Origin of the sequence: Sphingorhabdus sp. (genome assembly GCF_041737645.1) — a bacterium.
GTDB lineage: Bacteria > Pseudomonadota > Alphaproteobacteria > Sphingomonadales > Sphingomonadaceae > Sphingorhabdus_B.
On the sequence record NZ_JBGSRI010000036.1, the window covers coordinates 22,139 to 40,539 of the forward strand.

At 54.9% G+C, this 18,401-nt stretch carries 18 protein-coding genes; 10 read left to right on the forward strand and 8 right to left on the reverse strand.

Features of this window, described 5'->3' with window-relative positions; genetic code table 11:
• Nucleotides 1–3: 3 nt before the first annotated feature.
• Nucleotides 4–1,560 (reverse strand): MFS transporter, encoded by a 1,557-nt coding sequence (locus tag ACEW72_RS05360; protein WP_373475349.1) that lies wholly within the window; start codon nt 1,558–1,560, stop codon nt 4–6.
• 110 nt (nt 1,561–1,670) lie between these two features.
• On the opposite strand from ACEW72_RS05360, the gene ACEW72_RS05365 reads away from it, so the two are divergent.
• From ACEW72_RS05365 to ACEW72_RS05380, 4 genes are read left to right on the forward strand one after another with little or no spacing between them, the layout of a single operon-like run.
• Entirely contained in the window at nt 1,671–2,516 is an 846-nt protein-coding gene (locus tag ACEW72_RS05365) for a pseudouridine synthase (protein ID WP_373475350.1), read from the forward strand.
• Nucleotides 2,516–3,067, forward strand: a complete 552-nt coding sequence (gene rsmD, locus ACEW72_RS05370) for a 16S rRNA (guanine(966)-N(2))-methyltransferase RsmD (protein ID WP_373475351.1) — start codon at nt 2,516–2,518, stop codon at nt 3,065–3,067. The genes ACEW72_RS05365 and rsmD overlap by 1 nt, the downstream gene beginning before the upstream one ends.
• Entirely contained in the window at nt 3,064–3,987 is a 924-nt protein-coding gene (locus ACEW72_RS05375; protein ID WP_373475352.1) for a DMT family transporter, read from the forward strand. The genes rsmD and ACEW72_RS05375 overlap by 4 nt, the downstream gene beginning before the upstream one ends.
• A gap of 10 nt (nt 3,988–3,997) precedes the next feature.
• Nucleotides 3,998–6,286 carry an ATP-dependent helicase gene (locus ACEW72_RS05380; RefSeq protein ID WP_373475353.1) on the forward strand — a complete coding sequence of 763 codons (2,289 nt, stop codon included), beginning with the start codon at nt 3,998–4,000 and terminating at the stop codon, nt 6,284–6,286.
• On the opposite strand, the gene ACEW72_RS05385 is transcribed toward ACEW72_RS05380, so the two are convergent.
• Entirely contained in the window at nt 6,275–6,736 is a 462-nt protein-coding gene (locus tag ACEW72_RS05385; RefSeq protein ID WP_373475354.1) for a hypothetical protein, read from the reverse strand. The genes ACEW72_RS05380 and ACEW72_RS05385 overlap by 12 nt on opposite strands.
• Before the next feature lie 142 nt (nt 6,737–6,878).
• Between ACEW72_RS05385 and ACEW72_RS05390 the strand changes: the two genes are divergently transcribed.
• The 4 genes from ACEW72_RS05390 to cysK all read left to right on the forward strand — a co-directional run bounded on the left by ACEW72_RS05390 (nt 6,879) and on the right by cysK (nt 11,147).
• A complete protein-coding gene (locus tag ACEW72_RS05390; RefSeq protein ID WP_373475355.1) occupies nt 6,879–7,538 on the forward strand; it encodes a PilZ domain-containing protein in 660 nt (219 codons plus the stop codon).
• A gap of 28 nt (nt 7,539–7,566) precedes the next feature.
• A complete protein-coding gene (locus ACEW72_RS05395; RefSeq protein ID WP_373475395.1) occupies nt 7,567–8,808 on the forward strand; it encodes an HD-GYP domain-containing protein in 1,242 nt (413 codons plus the stop codon).
• Between the two features lie 99 nt (nt 8,809–8,907).
• The gene (locus ACEW72_RS05400) at nt 8,908–10,230 is read left to right on the forward strand and encodes an MFS transporter (protein WP_373475356.1); all 1,323 of its coding nucleotides are present in this window, start codon (nt 8,908–8,910) and stop codon (nt 10,228–10,230) included.
• Entirely contained in the window at nt 10,227–11,147 is a 921-nt protein-coding gene (gene cysK / locus ACEW72_RS05405) for a cysteine synthase A (protein WP_373475357.1), read from the forward strand. The genes ACEW72_RS05400 and cysK overlap by 4 nt, the downstream gene beginning before the upstream one ends.
• 72 nt (nt 11,148–11,219) lie before the next feature.
• Here cysK and ACEW72_RS05410 read toward each other — a convergent pair whose 3' ends face one another.
• From ACEW72_RS05410 to ACEW72_RS05425, 4 genes are all read right to left on the reverse strand, one after another.
• Nucleotides 11,220–11,504: a hypothetical protein gene (locus ACEW72_RS05410; RefSeq protein ID WP_373475358.1), complete on the reverse strand. Its 285-nt coding sequence runs from the start codon at nt 11,502–11,504 to the stop codon at nt 11,220–11,222.
• A gap of 147 nt (nt 11,505–11,651) precedes the next feature.
• Entirely contained in the window at nt 11,652–13,451 is a 1,800-nt protein-coding gene (locus ACEW72_RS05415; protein ID WP_373475359.1) for an acyl-CoA dehydrogenase C-terminal domain-containing protein, read from the reverse strand.
• A 33-nt stretch (nt 13,452–13,484) separates the two neighbouring features.
• Nucleotides 13,485–13,928, reverse strand: a complete 444-nt coding sequence (locus tag ACEW72_RS05420; protein ID WP_373475360.1) for a MerR family DNA-binding transcriptional regulator — start codon at nt 13,926–13,928, stop codon at nt 13,485–13,487.
• Between the two features lie 84 nt (nt 13,929–14,012).
• On the reverse strand, nt 14,013–14,918 hold the full coding sequence (locus ACEW72_RS05425) for a L,D-transpeptidase family protein (RefSeq protein WP_373475361.1): 906 nt from the start codon (nt 14,916–14,918) through the stop codon (nt 14,013–14,015).
• 52 nt (nt 14,919–14,970) lie between these two features.
• Here ACEW72_RS05425 and ACEW72_RS05430 point away from each other — a divergent pair, with 52 nt between their 5' ends.
• On the forward strand, nt 14,971–15,603 hold the full coding sequence (locus ACEW72_RS05430; protein WP_373475362.1) for a murein L,D-transpeptidase catalytic domain family protein: 633 nt from the start codon (nt 14,971–14,973) through the stop codon (nt 15,601–15,603).
• Nucleotides 15,604–15,846: 243 nt separating this feature from the next.
• Here the strand turns inward: ACEW72_RS05430 and ACEW72_RS05435 are convergent, their stop codons facing one another.
• The gene (locus ACEW72_RS05435) at nt 15,847–16,320 is read right to left on the reverse strand and encodes a superoxide dismutase family protein (protein WP_373475363.1); all 474 of its coding nucleotides are present in this window, start codon (nt 16,318–16,320) and stop codon (nt 15,847–15,849) included.
• A 156-nt stretch (nt 16,321–16,476) separates the two neighbouring features.
• Nucleotides 16,477–17,370: a phosphoserine phosphatase SerB gene (gene serB / locus ACEW72_RS05440; protein WP_373475364.1), complete on the reverse strand. Its 894-nt coding sequence runs from the start codon at nt 17,368–17,370 to the stop codon at nt 16,477–16,479.
• Between serB and miaA the strand changes: the two genes are divergently transcribed.
• Nucleotides 17,363–18,295, forward strand: a complete 933-nt coding sequence (gene miaA / locus ACEW72_RS05445) for a tRNA (adenosine(37)-N6)-dimethylallyltransferase MiaA (RefSeq protein ID WP_373475365.1) — start codon at nt 17,363–17,365, stop codon at nt 18,293–18,295. The genes serB and miaA overlap by 8 nt on opposite strands.
• Nucleotides 18,296–18,401: the final 106 nt, after the last annotated feature.

Below are 18,401 nucleotides of genomic sequence, written 5' to 3' on the forward strand. Positions count from 1 at the left end.
GGACTAGGCTACCTTCGCCGGCTGCCCCTTCCACGCCAGTAATCCGCCTGCCACCAATAACGCCGCAAAAATCGCAGTCAGACTATTGGCAAACTCCAACGGTCCCGACAGCAGCAATCCGATCAGGCCAGCGACAACCAACAGGAATCCGGCAATTCTGATTGGCCCCACCGGTTCCCTCAGCTTCGTTTCATCAACCGCCTCGGTCTGCCGGATACCTTGGACAACATAGCCTTTGCTCCACAAAAGCCAGAGCAGGAACATGCCCGGAATCGCCGCGACAATGGTGAATCCCCAGAACCAGAACCAGCCTACGTTTTCCGCGATTATACCCGCAGGCCCAGCCATGAAAGTCCGCCCGACCCCCGCGAAGGACGACAGCAACGCGAACTGTGTTGCGGTGTAAGCGATGCTCGACAGGCCCGACAAGTAAGTCGCAAACACTGTAAGTCCGATACCGCTGGTCAAATTCTCGGTGCAGATCGCCGCGACCATCATCCAGTAACTGTTGCCGGTTGCGGCAAGAAGCATGAACATGCCGTTCGAAAACATCATGAGCAGGCCGGAAATCAGCAAAGCGCGGCCCATGCCGAGCCAGAGGATAAAGGGCGCGCCCAACGCAGAGCCAACGATCAACGCGCCAAAACCCCATAGCTTGTTCGCCGTAATATAATCCGTATCGGAAAAGCCCAGATCGACGATCATCGGACTAAGCATCGCCTGACCCATCGCGTCGCCGACCTTATAAACCAGCACAAAGCCCAAAATGATAAACGCGCCATGCCGCGTCAGAAATTCGCGAAAAGGGTTCACGACCGCTTCCGTCAGCCATTGACCCGGCGTCTTGCCCGCAACATGTGAATAGCGATCGACAAACTTGCCAGGCCCTGCCCACAAAGCGCCGATAATCGCGGGGATAATGGCAAAGGCTGTCAGGCCGTAGGCTGTCGCCCAACCAAGACCTAGACCCTCTTGCGAAGCAAAATAGATCGTTCCTGCACCAGCAATCAGATTACCTGTGCGATAGCCGAACTGGTTGGTCGCAGTGCCGTGTGCAAATTCATCCTCTTCGAGTATTTCAATCCTATATGCGTCGATGACGATGTCCTGCGTCGCCGACAGGAAGGCCGTAATTAGAGCCCAGACGGCGAACAGTCCCATATTGCCCTGCTGAGGGTTGCTCGCGCCCAATTGCCAGATCGAGAAAAACAGCAACGCCTGAATGAAGAACAGCCAGCCTCGCCGTTGCCCGAAGGTTTTCGTCAGAAATGGCAACGGTAATTTGTCGACCAGTGGCGCCCAAAGGAACTTGATTGTATAAGGGATTCCGAGCGCCACCATGAAGCCGATAGTCGCCGTATCAATTCCGATTCGTGCCAACCAGAAAGTCATCGTGGCGATGAGCAATGTCAGCGGAAATCCACTCGAAACGCCGAGCAAAAAAGCAATAGCCGGATTTTTGCGTAAATAAGGCCGGAACGTTTTGCTCGTCATCGCGACCATTGCGACTGCGACCAATATGCCGACAAAAATCAAGAAACGCATTAAATCGACTGACATCCGGACCCCTCCGATAGTATTTGTCCGAATGACTAACGCCATTTTCCTGAATGGCCAGTGACTTTAACAGTGACGTGACTTTTCAGTCGCAATGCGTCAAAGGCGCAAACATGGCTAAACCACCGACCAGAGCGCCCGCGCGCGCCGCCAAACCGCCCCGCCTGCGCTGGGACACTAAAACTGTGCGCAAACCGCGGCCTGATGCTGCCCCATCGAAGGGTGCGCTGGAGCGTGCCGACGGTGAGGAGCGCATCGCCAAACTGCTCGCGCGCGCCGGTGTTGCCTCGCGGCGGGAAATTGAGCGGATGATTGCCGATGGCCGGATTACCCTGAATGGCGAGAAAGTGGAAACGCCCGCGACCCTGCTGAAATCGCTGCATGGAGTCGCCGTGGACGGCCAGGCTGTGGGGCAGCCGGCGCCTACCCAATTGTACCTCTTTCACAAGCCCGAAGGCTGCCTGACTGCTGAACGCGACTTTAGCGGTCGCAAGACGATTTACGATGTGCTGCCCAAGGATCTGCCGCGGCTGATGCCTATTGGTCGGCTCGATCTGAATACCGAGGGCTTGTTGCTGCTGACCAATGACGGCGAATTCAAACGACAGATGGAATTGCCCTCGACCGGCGTCGAACGCACCTATCGTGCGCGCTGTTTTGGCGATGTTTCACAGGACCAGTTGGAAGAACTGATACACGGCATCGACATTGATGGCGTTCGATATGGCAAGATCGACGCCAATCTGGAGCGTCGGACCGGACGCAATGGCTGGCTGGAAATGACCCTGACCGAAGGTAAGAACCGCGAAGTACGCCGCGTGCTCGAACATCTCGGCCTTGAAGTCAGCCGCCTGATCCGAACCCGTTATGGCTCGTTTACACTGGGCGAGATGCCCCCCGGAACCGTCGGAGAGGTCCGAAGGGTGGATCTGATCGAATTTCGAAAGACATTGAAATAATGCGGATCATTGCCGGCCAGTGGCGGTCACGCCCTTTGGTGGCGCCCAAGGGGGATACAACGCGTCCAACGGCGGATCGCACCCGTGAAACACTGTTTTCCATGTTAAATAGTCGCCTCGGTTCGTTTGAGGACTTGGCGGTACTGGACCTGTTTGCCGGATCGGGCGCTTTGGGGCTGGAAGCTTTGTCGCGCGGCGCGGCGCATTGCACATTCGTCGAGCAGGACGCCAGCGCCCTGAAAGCGCTGGAAACCAATATCGACAAGCTCGGGGCCAAGGCGCAGTCCGACATACGCCGTGGCTCGGTGCTTTCACTGGGTTCGGCCATCAAGCCTTTCGATCTTGTCTTGATGGACCCGCCTTATGCCAGCGGCGCAGGTTCGGTCGCGCTCGACAAATTGGCACGCTTGCGCTGGTTTGCGCCATCCGCATGGATTAGCGTCGAGACGGACACCAAGGAAACTATCGACGTCAAAGGCTTTGTGATCGACACCGTGCGCGATGTCGGAAAAGCCCGGCTGACGCTGCTTCGCCAGGACGAAATAATGTGACCAGCCCCAGAATATCGGGTGGCGATTGGGGCATCATCATGCTGCTGTCGCTGATATGGGGCGGTGCGTTCTTCCTGATTGCGCTTGGTTTGCGCAGCTTTCCGCCGATCACCCTTGCCTTTCTGCGGATGGCGCTTGCGGTGCCCCCCATGCTGATCGCACTGGCATATCTGGGGCAGAAACTGCCAACTGACCGCCGGAGTTGGCAGCAGTTATTTGTGTTGGGCGCGTTGAACGCTGCCTTTCCTTTCATGCTTTTTTTCTGGGGCCAATCCCATATCAGTACCGGGCTCGGGTCCATATTGAATGCGACGACACCTTTATGGGGTGTCGTTCTTGCCCATCTGTTCACGCGGCATGAAAAAGCCACGCCGTCGCGGATCGTGGGCGTATTGCTCGGGCTGGCCGGCATCATCGTGATGGTGGGAACCGGCGCGCTCAAGGGGATGACGAGCGATGTTCTGGCGCAAGTCGCCTGCCTTTTTGCGACTGTACTTTATGCAGTTGCGGCAATTTACGGGCGCACATTGTCGCAATCAACGATGACCCCGATTGTGGTCGCCACGGGCCAGGTGTTCACTGCGGCGATTCTCATCCTGCCGTTCATGCTGTTTTTCGACCATCCCTGGACCCTGCCCTTCGCCCGTTGGGATGCGTGGGTGGGTGCGATTGGCCTAGCCATACCATCAACGGCTTTTGCCTATTTCCTCTATTTCCGGTTGATCGACCGGGCGGGCGCATCCAATGCCATGCTTGTTGCGTTTATTCAGCCCGTCGTCGCAATCATCCTTGGCGTCCTTGTACTTGGGGAATCCTTTGCGACAAAGGAAATGATCGGTGCCGCGCTGATTGCGCTGGGACTTGTCGCAATCGACGGACGGGTGTTTGCAAAGCTTGCGCGGAGCCGTTCCGTTCCCTAACTGTTCGCTGATGCCCGAAACAAGCTTACAAAACAACCCGCCATGGTTGAGCGGTCTGAACCCCCCACAACGCGAGGCCGTGTTGACGACGGAAGGGCCGGTCCTCCTGCTTGCCGGTGCCGGCACAGGGAAAACCGCTGCCTTAACGGCACGCATGGCACAGATACTCTATGCACGGCTGGCGTGGCCATCGGAGATATTGGCCGTCACCTTCACCAACAAGGCCGCGCGCGAAATGCGTGAACGGATTGGCGCGATGGTGGGCGAAGCGGTCGAAGGCATGCCGTGGCTAGGAACTTTCCATAGCATTGGCGCCAAGCTGCTCCGCCGCCATGCCGAAGTCATCGGCTTGCAGAGCAATTTCACCATCATCGACACCGACGACCAGATCCGCCTGCTGAAACAGCTGATCCAGTCCGAAGACCTTGACGAAAAACGCTTCCCCGCCCGTGGCCTCGCCGTGTTGCTCGACAAATGGAAAAATGCCGGAAAATCGCCGTCAGACCTCGATGCCGCCGATAATGAAGCCTACGCCAACGGCAAGGGTCAGCGGATGTATGCGCTTTATCAGGCGCGGCTTCTGGCGCTAAATGCGTGCGACTTTGGCGATTTGTTACTGCACGGCTTGAATCTGCTCAAGAACCACCGCGATATCCTCGAAAAATATCAGACGCAGTTCAAATATATTTTGGTGGACGAATATCAAGACACTAACGCCGTCCAATATCTCTGGCTGCGTCTGCTGGCGCAAAAGCGTAAGAATATCTGCTGTGTTGGCGATGACGACCAGAGCATCTATTCCTGGCGCGGGGCAGAAGTGGCCAATATTCTGCGCTTTGAAAAGGATTTTCCAGGCGCAAAGATAATCAAGCTCGAACAAAATTACCGCAGCACACCCCACATCCTTGCCGCCGCCAGCGGCCTGATCGACGCCAACAGCGCGCGTCTGGGGAAAACCTTGTGGACCGAACTGGACGAAGGCGAAAAGGTCCGGATCATCGGCGTGTGGGACGGCCCCGAAGAAGCCCGCCGTGTGGGTGAGGAAATTGAAAGCCTGCAATATAAGAGCGAAAGCCTCGACAGCATCGCCATACTCGTGCGCGCCCAACACCAGACCCGCGAATTTGAAGACCGCTTCATACAGATCGGCCTGAATTACCGCATTGTCGGCGGTTTCCGCTTTTACGAACGCGCCGAAATCCGCGATGCCATTGCCTATTTGCGGATCGTCAACCAACCCGCCGATGACCTTGCCTTTGAACGTATCGTCAATGTCCCCAAGCGCGGCATTGGGGATAAGGCTGTGGAAAAAATCCATATCATCGCCCGCGCCGACCAAGCACCCCTCAGCGTTGCCGCCGCCCGGCTGGTCGGTACGGACGAGCTTTCCGGCAAGGCGCGCAAATCGCTGGCCGACCTTGTCGTCGATATAGCCCGTTGGCGGGATGAAGCATCGCGCATGACTCCAGCGGACTTGACCCGCCTGATCCTGGACGAGAGCGGATATACCGCCGTTCTACAGGCAGAACGTAGCGTGGAGGCATCCGGACGGCTTGAAAACCTGAACGAACTTGCGCGCGCGATGGAAGAATATGAGACATTGGGCGAATTTCTGGAGCATGTCAGTCTGGTCATGGACAATGACCGGGGTGACACAGGCGCAAGTGTCACCATAATGACAATACACGCCGCCAAGGGATTGGAATATAATAATATTATTCTTGTTGGTTGGGAAGATGGTATATTCCCGTCGCAGCGTGCCTTGGACGAAGGTGGCCTTGCCTCCTTGGAGGAAGAGCGCCGCCTTGCCTATGTTGCGATTACCCGTGCGCGGCGCAAATGCACCATCATCCACGCCGCAAACCGCCGCATCTATGGCCAATGGACATCGAGCATCCCCAGCCGGTTCATCGAAGAATTACCGCTCGACCATATCGAGGCCGAACAGACCATGACGGGCGGCGCTTCGCTGTGGCGTGCCAATTGGTCCGAACAATCCGACCCCTTCGCCCATCTCGCCGCCGCCAATCAGGGTCGCAGCAATGCACGCGGTCCCGGTTGGCAACGTGCCGCAACCAGCGGGGGCTTTAACCCGCGCCCACAGCGCATCGCCGAAAATACAAAGAGCGCTGTGAGTTTGGGCAATAAGGGGCGCAGTGACCTGTCAGTCGGGATGCGCGTATTCCACGAAAAATTCGGTTATGGCAGCATCGCGGAAATTGAAGGCAACAAGCTGGAAATCGATTTTGAAACTGCCGGGCGCAAACGGGTGATGGACAGTTTCGTATCAATGGGGTGACAGGCGGCCTGCGACATGGCCCGGCATGACTTCATCCCACCCGGTGCGCGCTTCTGTGATGAACGCCTTCAACCGTTCCCCTTGACGAACCCATGCCGCTTCGGTTTCGCTATTCCAGCTTGCTCCTGCGGCTTCTGCAACAGTTTCGATGGTTAACGCGATCCAGCTTTCATATTCAACCCACGGCAATTGCCCATAATTACGGTGCGTGAAGGCCAGTTCGGCAACCAGTGGCCACACCCATTGCTCCTCGTCCTTGGCCAATCCCATCATCATTTCCAGAGTTTCATCGGTCATCCGCCGGGACGCAGCATCAAGGTTCAGAAAATCAGCGGGCCTTTGCGGCCATGCAGTGAAAAATTTGTCGAAAAGGGCAAATCGCAATTCCACCCCCGCTTCCGCACCTGCAATCAGGCTAGCTTCCATGAGTTCAGCGTCTGGCGATACCATGTCGTTCACGCTCTCACAGAACAACGCCGGTGCAAAGGAATATTTAATAGCAGGTCCTGACCCTAAATATCCGCACCAAACAGCCGTAAAATCATAAAATATCGGTGGCGAATGTTGAAGCGCCTGAGAAATGGACCATTTCATGGAACTGAACCCTTCGTTGAACGCTGTTTCAACCCCAATATCGGACGAGGCCCAGCCGGCGAGTGAACGGCGTTCGGGTGAACGCCAGGTTTCGGTGATGCTGACCGCGAAGCTGGAGGCTGGCGGCAGACAACAGCCATGCCGTATCCTGAATATTTCCGTCAAAGGCGCGAATATCGAGTCACTGATCGAACTTCAGGTTGGACAGCCCATCGAAATAGAGTTTCGTTCGAACCTGAAACTACGCGGCGTTGTCCGCTGGGTTCGACAATCACAGGCGGGTGTGGAATTTCAAAACGCAATTGATCTCAATGAAATCTGGAAACGAACCGAGGCCAGTATCATGCGTATCAAGCCAAGGCCGCCGCGCTTTTGTTGCTTTGCCCCTGCAACGATTGAAACCGCAGATGGCAACCAGATTTGCCAGATTATCGATATTTCGGCATCAGGATTACGGGTTATCGACCTGTTTAACATTCCCACCGGAACGACCGTGATGATCGAAGCGGAAGGATTGTCCCGCCACCGTGCTGTCGTCATATGGTGCAACGCCAATGCGGCCGGACTGAAGCTGTTCAACGCGTATAAATATAGTGAACTCGAATCTTGGTTACTTCGTCAGGAGGGCCGTTCGGACGTGGATCGCCATGCTAATTGAAATTACTGCCGAGCAACTTCGGGTCGGAATGTATGTCCATTCACTTGACCTTTCCTGGTATAACCATCCTTTTTGGCGGCGGAGGTTCCTGATAAATAATAAAGCGGATTTGACGACGCTTTTGGCGTTGGGAACCCGTGTGATTGTCATTGACGATAGCAAAGGTCTGGCTCCTCAGCCAAAGCATGATCCGGTTCCCGATGTCGCCAGCCTTCCTGCAACATCAGATTTGATCCAGTTCGAAGCGAACCCCGCCAAATCCAAGCCTGCGCCAAAAAGGCCGGTGCCAAATGGCCCCGATAGCACACCGATACCTTTGGTCGGTGCGGCGCGGAAAACGGAAATGCTGCGCGCTTCAAAAATGTTGTACCGGTCAAAGACCGAGTTAATGACCCTTTTCGGCAATGCGCGAATGGGAAAAGCTATTTCGACGCGCAAGATAACAAATCTGGTCGCGCAGATTTCGGATAGCGTTACCAAAGATCCATCAATCATCCTGAATATCGCACGGCTGAAAACTAAGGATGAATACACGTTCCTGCATTCGGTTTCGGTATGTGCCTTGATGATAAATCTGGGACGCAAGTTGGGGCTGGATGAGGTAGTCGTGCAAGATCTGGGCATGGCCGGAATGCTCCACGATCTTGGGAAAATGACGATCCCTGATTTGATATTGAACAAACCGGCCAAGTTGGATGAAGAAGAATGGCGCATTGTCCGCAGCCATCCGGAAAAAGGCCATGCGATATTATCCTCGGCAAAATGCGGGACCGAAACCGCGTTGGATGTATGTTTGCACCATCACGAAAAAATGGACGGCACAGGCTACCCCAATAGAATAAAAGGGGAGGATTTAAGCCTGGCAGCACGGATGGCCGCGATTTGCGACGTTTATGACGCGATCACGTCACAGCGCAGTTACAATGCACCGCTGTCTGGCGCGGTTGCTTTATCTAAAATGTTAAGCTTGAAAGGTCATTTTGACCAATCTCTGCTCCGTAGCTTTATTGAAAGCCTTGGCATTTCGCCAATTGGAACCGTGGTCCAGTTAACCGATGGTAAGTATGCCATCGTCATTGGCGAGAATCCTGAAGATTTTTCGCAACCCGTTGTCAGGACATTTCGTGACCCTGAAAATCCGGAGTTATTTGTACCGAAGGACGTCCGCATTTCCAGAATAACGGGCACAGTACAAGTTCATGCGATCATATATGATCTGACGCCGGAGTTGGAAGCGAAGGCACAGGACACGTCGGTTTTTGTGTCCTGATTACAGCACCGGATTTCCGTTAGCGATGTAATCATTACCCTGAAGATAGACAATCAAGTCGATTGCACATCCCCACATTCGTCCATAGTAGGTCAAAGGATGACGGCAGCCGAAGTCCATCCCCTTTCCATCCCCGATTACCGCTACTTTTGGTTCAGCCGGTTCATGGCTGTCTTGGCGACAATGGGCATGGTCGTGGTCATAGGATATCAGGCTTATGACATCGCGCGCAGTGATTATGGAATGTCGATCCGCGAAGCGTCGTTCCAACTGGGACTATTGGGATTATCCCAGTTCATCCCGTTGGCGTTGCTGACCCCGGTTGCAGGCTGGGCCGCCGACCGTTGGGAACGCCGGACAGTGGCAAGGGTAGCAAATTGCATTGATATGCTGGTCGCATTGGCGCTGGGTTGGTTCACCTTGCACGACATGTTGACCTTGCCGTTACTCTTTGGTTTTGCCGCGTTGCACGGCGTGGCGCGGGTATTTGTCGGGCCGGCGATGTCGGCGATTGCGCCCAATATCGTTCCAACTGCGTCCCTGCCCCGCGCCATCGCGTTAAGTTCCATCGCCTGGCAAGTCGGGTCGGTGTTCGGTCCGGCGGGCGGCGGGTTGTTGTTTGCGGCCAGTCCGGCGTCACCTTATTGGGTGTCAGCTGGCCTATTACTCCTCGCAACCATCAGCCTTAGCTTCGTCAAACCAGTTTTTCCGCCGCCGATGCACCGAAAGGTGCATCCGGTCAGACAAATGATCGATGGTATCAAATATACTCTGACCGAGCGGTTTTTGTTGGGCGCAATCACGCTGGATTTGTTCGCCGTTCTTCTGGCCGGGGCAACCGCTCTGTTACCGGTTTATGCCCGTGATATTTTGCAGGTTGGGCCGGATGGTCTTGGGCAATTGCGCGCCGCTCCGGCGGTCGGGGCTTCGCTGGTCGCTTTGCTCCTGACCCTGCGACCCTTGCGTCATAATGTTGGTAGTAAGATGCTGTGGTCGGTTGTCATATTCGGGCTAGCGACCATCGGCTTTGGGTTCAGTCATGAAATCGGGACGCGGGTCTTTGACGATGGCCGGATAGGCTGGCTGAACATGGGCGCGGGCATGGCGGTGGCATTGGTTATGCTGGTCATACTCGGCGCTTCGGATATGCTATCGGTCTATGTGCGCTCCTCGCTCGTTCAATTGAATACGCCCGACGATATGCGCGGGCGGGTCAGTTCGGTGTCCGGCCTAGCTATTTCGGCCTCCAATGAATTGGGAGAGCTGCAATCAGGGGTGGTGGCGGCATTGCTTGGCCCTGTCGTCGCGGTTGTTTTTGGCGGCGTCGGTGCCATAATGGTAACAGGCCTATGGGCATGGCTGTTCCCTGAACTGAAAAATGCCCGCACATTCGAACCGCAATACAGAGGAAAAAGTCCATGAAAGCCCAATCCATCCTCGAGACCATTGGTAACAGCCCGCACATCCGACTTGGACGGATGTTTCCGGATGCCGAAGTGTGGGTGAAATCGGAACGATCGAACCCGGGCGGATCGATCAAGGACCGGATCGGCCTTGCGATGATCGAAGCGGCGGAAAAGGATGGCAGCCTGAAGCCCGGCGGCACGATTATCGAGCCGACATCGGGGAATACCGGCGTCGGGCTGGCGATGGTTGCTGCGGTCAAGGGATATCGACTGATCCTTGTCATGCCGGAATCCATGTCGCTCGAACGCCGCCGCCTGATGCTAGCTTATGGTGCGACATTTGATCTTACTCCCCGGGAAAAGGGAATGAAGGGCGCAATCGAACGCGCGATGGAGCTGGTTGCGGGAACACCCAATTCATGGATGCCGCAACAATTTGAAAACCCCGCCAATATCGATGTGCACGTCCACACCACCGCGCAGGAAATATTGGCCGATTTCGCCGACGCACCCATCGACGCCATGATCACCGGCGTTGGCACCGGCGGACATATAACGGGCTGCGCCGAAGTGTTGAAAAAGGCATGGCCTTCAATCAAGGTTTTTGCGGTCGAACCCACATTGTCCCCCGTCATCAGCGGCGGCCAACCGGGGCCGCATGCCATTCAAGGCATAGGCGCAGGCTTTATTCCCGCCAATTTGCATACAGCATTGCTCGATGGTGTCATTCAGGTCGACCCGGAAAGCGCAAAAGAAGCAGCCCGCCGTGCAGCGCGCGAAGAAGGTATGCTGGTTGGCATTTCATCAGGCGCAACATTGGCCGCCATCGCGCAAAAATTGCCCGATCTGCCTTCGGGAAGCCGGATTTTGGGTTTCAACTATGACACTGGCGAACGCTATCTGTCGGTGCCGGATTTCCTGCCGGTGGAATAAACCAAACGGGCCGGAGCATATTGATTGCTCCGGCCCCGCCTGAAAAGCGCCCCTTGCGACCCGAAGGCGCCCTTATTCAGCTTTGGATTTCTTTTCCATTTGGTCGTCGGGTTTGCCATCCCCATTGTCGTCAAACCGATCGGGCTTGCCGTCGCCATTCACGTCCCACGCATCCGGAACGCCATTTCCATCGCGGTCCCAAGCGTCCAATTTCCCATCTTCGTTCGAATCTATCGTCGGAGGCGGCACCGCCCCTTCGGGCGCAGGTGCCATTTGCGCGACAGCCGCGCTGTGTAAACTAAAAGCTGCAAGTGCCGAAACGACGGCGCTGGCGACCCATTTTTGTTTTTGAGACATTGGTTGCTCCTTAAAAGCCAACCCCCTGTCAACGCCGATAGTCGGCCAAATATAGTGCTCGCACCAGCACCATGCGCTGGTAGGAGCCAGGAAAGAGGCTGTTCGAAAACCCGCCTCTCCCTATCGCAAATGGGGCGCTGTTGACCGTCAGGCTACCGCGAACATATCCGGTGACAGCGCCATTATCGCCTCGCTCCCCGCCTCAATCTTGCGACGCAACGCGCCGCAATCAGGCAAGAATCGCTCGGCAAAATAACGCGCGGTGACCAGCTTGGTTTCATAAAAAGCCGCGTTTCCGGTCCCTGCATCGAGCGACCGCTGTGCCGCCTCGGCCATACGCAGCCATTGCAGCCCGAGTGCGACATTCCCCATGATGTGCATATAATGATGTGCGCCCGCGCCGACATTGTCCGGGTTCGCCATTCCATTTTGCATGAACCACATGGTCGCCGCCTTCAACTCTCCATTCGCCTTTTCAAGGCGACCGGCAAAATCGGCAAGCGCGCCAGATTTTGCCGAAGCGCATTCATCGTCGACAACCTTGAAAAAAGCCTGAACCGCACGGCCGCCGTTTTGCGCCAGCTTGCGGCCGACCAGGTCCATTGCCTGGACCCCGTTGGTACCTTCATAGATCATCGCGATCCGGGCATCGCGAACATATTGTTCCATACCCCATTCGCCAATATAGCCGTGTCCGCCAAACACCTGCTGCGCGTTGGTGGCCACTTCATAACCTTTGTCGGTGCCATATCCTTTGATAACCGGCGTCAGCAGTGACAACAGGTCATCAGCCATTTGCCGTTCATCCTCGGTCTGTGCTTGGTGCAGCAGATCGGCCTGCAACGCGCCCCACAGACACAAAGCGCGCATCGCTTCGGTAAAGGCCTTCGCATCCATCAACATCCGGCGGACATCGGGGTGCACGAACAAGGTATCGGCTTTCTGGTCAAGATCCTGAGGACCGGTGAGCGCCCGTCCCTGACGCCGGTCCTGTGCATAATGCACCGCATTTTGATAGGCCACTTCGGCAATACCAAGTCCCTGCTGTCCCACGCCAAGACGCGCGATATTCATCATGATAAACATGGCCGCGAGGCCCTTATTTTCTTCGCCCACCAGATAACCGGTCGCACCATCATAGTTCATTACACAGGTCGAATTGCCGTGAATGCCCATTTTATGTTCGATCGAACCACAGGAAAGCGCGTTGCGTGCGCCCAGCGACCCGTCATCATTGACCAGAAATTTGGGAACGATGAATAGCGAAATGCCCTTCACATTGTCTGGCGCATCGGGCGTCTTTGCCAGAACCAGATGAATGATATTCTCGGTCAAATCATGCTCGCCGGATGAAATGAAGATTTTCATGCCGGTAATGCTATGCGACCCGTCCCCATTGGGAACCGCTTTGGTGCGGATAAGGCCCAGATCGGTTCCACAATGCGGCTCCGTCAGGTTCATGGTTCCACCCCATTTGCCCGAAATCATGTTCGGGGCATATTTGGCCTTTTGTTCTTCACTGCCCTTCACCAAGATCGCGGAAACGGCGCCGTGGGTCAGGCCGGGGTACATGGCAAATGCCATGTTTGAACTGGCCATATATTCTTCGAATGCCATCGAAACGATGTGCGGCATAGCCTGACCGCCAAATTCTGACGGTGCGGACAAGGTGCCCCAACCGGCATCGCAATATTGCTTATAGGCTTCCTTAAAACCTTCAGGTGTCGTGACGCTGCCATCTTCATGCCGGGTGCACCCTTGCAAATCACCCACCTGATTAAGCTGGAACAACACGCCCTCGACGAATTTCGCGCCCTCACCCAAAATCGCCTCGATCATGTCGGCGCTGGCATTTTCAAAACCGGGAAGGTTCGCAAAACGTTCGATACCCAAAACTTCATTGATTACAAATTGGGTGTCACGAACAGGAGCTTGATAATGTGGCATGATATGTCCTTCGACAGGTAAAGATAAAAGGTTTCAGGCCGCGGTCGATTTTTCGGATTCTTCAACCCGTTCGACCATAGCGACAAAGTCGGTCAATTCGTTGATCGCGCTTTCGATATCATCACGCTGCGCCTTTAATAAATTGATACGATCCCGGCATTTTTCGATAGTTACCCGGCGCTGGATATTGCGGCCATCATTCAAGTCATACAGGTCGATCATCTCGCGAATTTCCGCAAGGCTGAACCCGACGCGCTTCGCCCTCAATATCCACGCCAACCTCGCCCGGTCCCGCTTCGAATAGATCCGCGCCAGACCAAGCCGTTCCGGCGAAATCAGCCCCTGATCTTCGTAAAAGCGCAATGCGCGGGCGGTTACGTCGAACTCGGTCGACAAATCCGATATTGTAAAGGAATCGCGATTGAATACATCGGGCGTGTCGATTGTGGCATCGGCATGCCTTTCATTTTGTGACATATGATCCATAGCGACGTTATCCCTCTTCGTTGCACTAACGTCACTACTTTACGTTAGCGTAAACGTCAATTGGGATTTTGCCGATCAGGTAACTGGTGCCACCGCTGGCGGAATAGTTCCGGGCTGATTGACAGGGACCGCCGGCTCAACCACAGGCGCAACCACAGGCTCGACCTTCGGTTCAGGCCGTTTCACGGGAGTCAAAATGTTTTGCAACACGACCACTTCCTGCTTCATCTGCGTCGCACCGAACAGTGCTTTGGCAAAGGGATGCGGCAAGCGTATGCAGCCGTGCGACGCCGGATAACCAGGCAAATGGCCACCGTGCATGGCTATTCCGTCCCAAGTCAGCCGCTGCATATAAGGCATCGGCGCATTGCTGTAGAGATTTGATTTATGATCAACATTCTTTTGCAGGATATTGAAATAGCCGGTCGGCGTCTCTTTACCCTTTTTACCGGATGAAATCGTGCTGAAACCCAACAGCTGGTCATTCTGGAAAACATAAATCCGCTGGATATCCAGCACAATCACAATTTTCATCGGGCCTTCGTAACTGTCGCGCGGTTCCCAGACAAATTGGCCCGGTTTAAGCGCGTCGACAGGTCCTTTCTTGCGAACCGGTTTTGGAACGGGCTTTACGACAGGCGGGGTTTCAACCGGTTGGGGCGTAGCCACAGGCGGCGGCGTGACCTGCGGATTCACCTCCTGCTGCAATGGCGGCGCTAAAGGGGGCGACGACGGTTGTTGCACCGCATTACCGGCGCCTACTGCCTGTGCCAACAATGGCGCAGCGATTACCAGCGTCAGGCTGGCTGAAAAATTGCGAACGATCGCAAGGAAATGCATGGAAATGCCCCGAATGAAGATTGATACGCGTTTCGCGACCCGCTTTATAATGCCATTGTAGCAATATCTGGAGACGCTTTCGACCGGATTTTCGCATGGCGGCAAAATAATCACGCCTAACCGTCCGCAATTTGCGGCCAAATGCCAGATTTAAGGCTTTCGGCAACGCTTGCCAGTCACTATCTCTACTGAAATGACAAATCTCGGGCGTAGACAGTTTTTCCATTCGGCCATCATCGGTGCAGCGACCTTTGCCGTGCCCGGTTTCGCGAGCGAGATCATTTTCCGTTCCGGCACAGGAAACCCGCAAGGTGATGGTCCCTCGCCTCACTTACTCGCACGGGCCAAGTCCGCTTTGGAAACACACCGGTCCCGCATCCGTGTTACCGATCGGTTGGCGATTGCGGATTTTTCAAAGCCATCGCGTGAGCCGCGTTTTTATATTGTAGATCTTAAAAGCGGGAAGGCCACGTCGTTCCTAGTCGCCCACGGCAAAGGGTCTGACCCTTCGCATAGCGGATGGGTTCAAAGCTTTTCCAACACCCACGGATCGGAAGCAACCTCAGCGGGTGCCTATATGGTCGGCGATACCTATTTCGGCCAATATGGCGAATCCCGCCGACTGCTGGGGCTTGAACCGCAAAATGACCAGGCAGAAGCTCGGGCGATTGTCATTCATCCGGCCTGGTACGTGAACAAGTCGCTTATTCAGGAACAAGGGAAAATCGGCAGAAGCCAAGGCTGCTTCGCCTTCGCCCAAAGCGACATCGGGCACATACTCCAACAGGTCGCGCCGGGGACGTTGTTGTTCGCGGACAAGGCGTAAGCTTTTTGTTTAACCCACGTTAGGGACAGTCCCTAACCGGCGGCGCCAATTTTTTCGTCAGAAGGAATAAGCGAAAAAGGAAGAAGAAGCTCAATTCTTGACTTTCGTTGCTGTTCCCTTTTTCCTTATTCATCTTTTTTCTTTTGACGAAAAATCTTCACAACAGCGCCTTCCCAAGGTGGTTCTTTTGCGCGAAATTTCTGATCGATTAAAAATAGATGCGGAAACTTCGCACCCAAAACATTATCCCTTAAACACGCCGCATATCATGCGTTTGCCGCTGTTTCCTGTTGGGTCGGTTTTATAATCATCCGGCTTTTCATGGATTATCAGCGCGGCGCCGTCTGCATCGAGCAAACCGCCATCGCCTTTTAACAGGATTTCGGGCATCCGAAATTCCAATATTACCTTTTTATCCACACCGGCAACTGCATTGGGAAGATCGCCGCCATGCGCGCCCATCGGGTTGTCGCGTCCATGTTGTTTTACTTCAGGGTTCCAATGCCCACCGGCACTCGCAAAATCCGGTCCTTCACATTTGCCCACGCTGTGCAGGTGCATTCCGAATGTTCCTGCCGTCGATGCCTGTGCCTTCACATTGAGGAATATTCCATCGTTGCGTTTTGTAAGCGTAGCAACGCCAACCGATACCCCATCAGCGCCCATTAAATCCGCCGATATGGTTTCGATTACCGCATTGTTTTGGGTTGAAGCCATTGTCGAACATCCCGCTACAAGGGGAAGGATACATATCGTTAGAAATTGACGCATGCTGTTTTCCTGTCTTCGGAAATGGACCTGTCGGCCATTTTGCTATTATTATCAGAAACACTAACCCGTTCAAACCGTTTAGGGTCCCGAACTCGGTCTAATCTAACAATCCGCCCAATTGCCCCGCCCGACACCTTGGGCATAGAGCAATGCGGTCAGGTCATTGTGCCGGATCGCGAAGTTGGAAGCCGTTGCCAATACCAGTCGCGGGTGAAATCCGGCCCCGATCCCTCCGCCTGCAACAGCAGAAGCGATCATCGGCAGGTCATTCGCACCGTCGCCCACCGCAACCGCCATATCCATCGAAATGCCCTGTCTGGCCGCAGCGGATTCCAAAACCGCGCGCTTGGTCGCCGCATCGACGATTGAACCGACTAAAGCGCCGGTGAGCCTGCCGTCCATGATTTCCAGAACATTGGCATGAACTTCAGCAAAGCCCAAAATTTGTGCGACCACATCGGTAAAACTGGTAAATCCGCCCGACACCAGCACGCTGTGCGCGCCCCAATTGGCCATGGTTTGCACCAGAGTCTTGGCCCCCGGCATCGGGCGCACCCGTTCTTCTAAACAGCGGGCAATGATTTTTTCATCAAGCCCCGCCAACAAGGCGACCCGTGCTGTCAACGCCTCTGCAAAATCCAGCTCACCTGCCATAGCGCGTTCGGTAATCGCGGCGATTTCGACCTTTATACCGGCATAGTCAGCCAATTCGTCGATACATTCGACTGTAATCATCGTGCTATCCATATCGGATACGAGCAACATCTTGCGGCGATGGAGGCTGGATTGACAAATAATGTCAAAATCCGCCTCAAGCGGGGAAAGCGCCAGACGTGCGGTTGCAATATCACCGGTAAAGCCAATGTCCAACGCTTTGCCGGTGTCGATCCATTCGATCTCGGCCGGGGTGCATCTTGCTTGCGCCAAACGGTCACAGACTTCGGAAATTACTCCGCTTTCGGTCAAATCTGCTGCTATCAACGTGGCGATGGTCATACCGAATCCTGAAACTAAACCGAAGTTGGCGCTTATCGCGGGTCCAACCGCCAGCGGCAAGACCGCACTCGCGCTGCATCTGGCAAAAACGCGTAATATTGTGATTATCAACGCCGATAGCACGCAAGTATATTCCGATTTACCAGTCTTGAGCGCGCAACCTTCACCGCAAGAGCTGTCCAGTGCGCCCCATCGTCTATTCGGCTATCGGGATGGGCGCACGCCTTGTTCCGCCGCGGCATGGGCAGCCGATGCCAAGCTGGAAATCGCACGCGCCCATCAATCGGGTGCTTTGCCGGTGCTGGTCGGGGGCACTGGACTTTATTTGCGAACCTTGCTGGACGGCATTGCGCCGATTCCGGAAATCGATCCGGTGTTGCGTGCAGCGATCCGCGGACTCGATGTGGCCGACGCTTATGCCCAATTGCAGGAGCAAGATCCGGAAATGGCCGCAATGCTATCACCAACCGACAGCAGCAGGATCGCCCGCGCGCTGGAGGTTGTAAGGGCAACGGGTCGCAGCATCGCCGATTGGCGGCGGGACAAAGTCGGGGGCATAAGCGAGGCCGTAGACTTGCGTCCCGTCCTATTGTTGCCACCGCGTGACTGGTTGTATGAAAGGTGTGACCAGCGCTTTGATGCCATGATGAATTCCGGCGCGATACCGGAGGTTTCGGCTTTGCTGGCGCGGCAGATTCCGGGGGATGCGCCTGTTATGCGGGCCATCGGTGTCCGCGAAATATCGGCCTATCTTTCGGGCGGTTTAACCCGTGAAGACGCTATTGCATTGGGCAAAATAGCGACGCGGCAATATGCCAAACGGCAATATACATGGTTTAGAAACCAGTCACCGGCGGGTTGGGTAAGGTTTGAAGACATTATATGTATCGAGAACAGAGATAAAATTGAAACAATATTACAATAATAATGGTTGACACAGTATATTCTAATAACTAGTGGCACCCCTCTTGCTAAATCTATTGCAGCGCAGCATGGCAAAAACCCAAGCTAAGTTGCAATGCAAACATAAT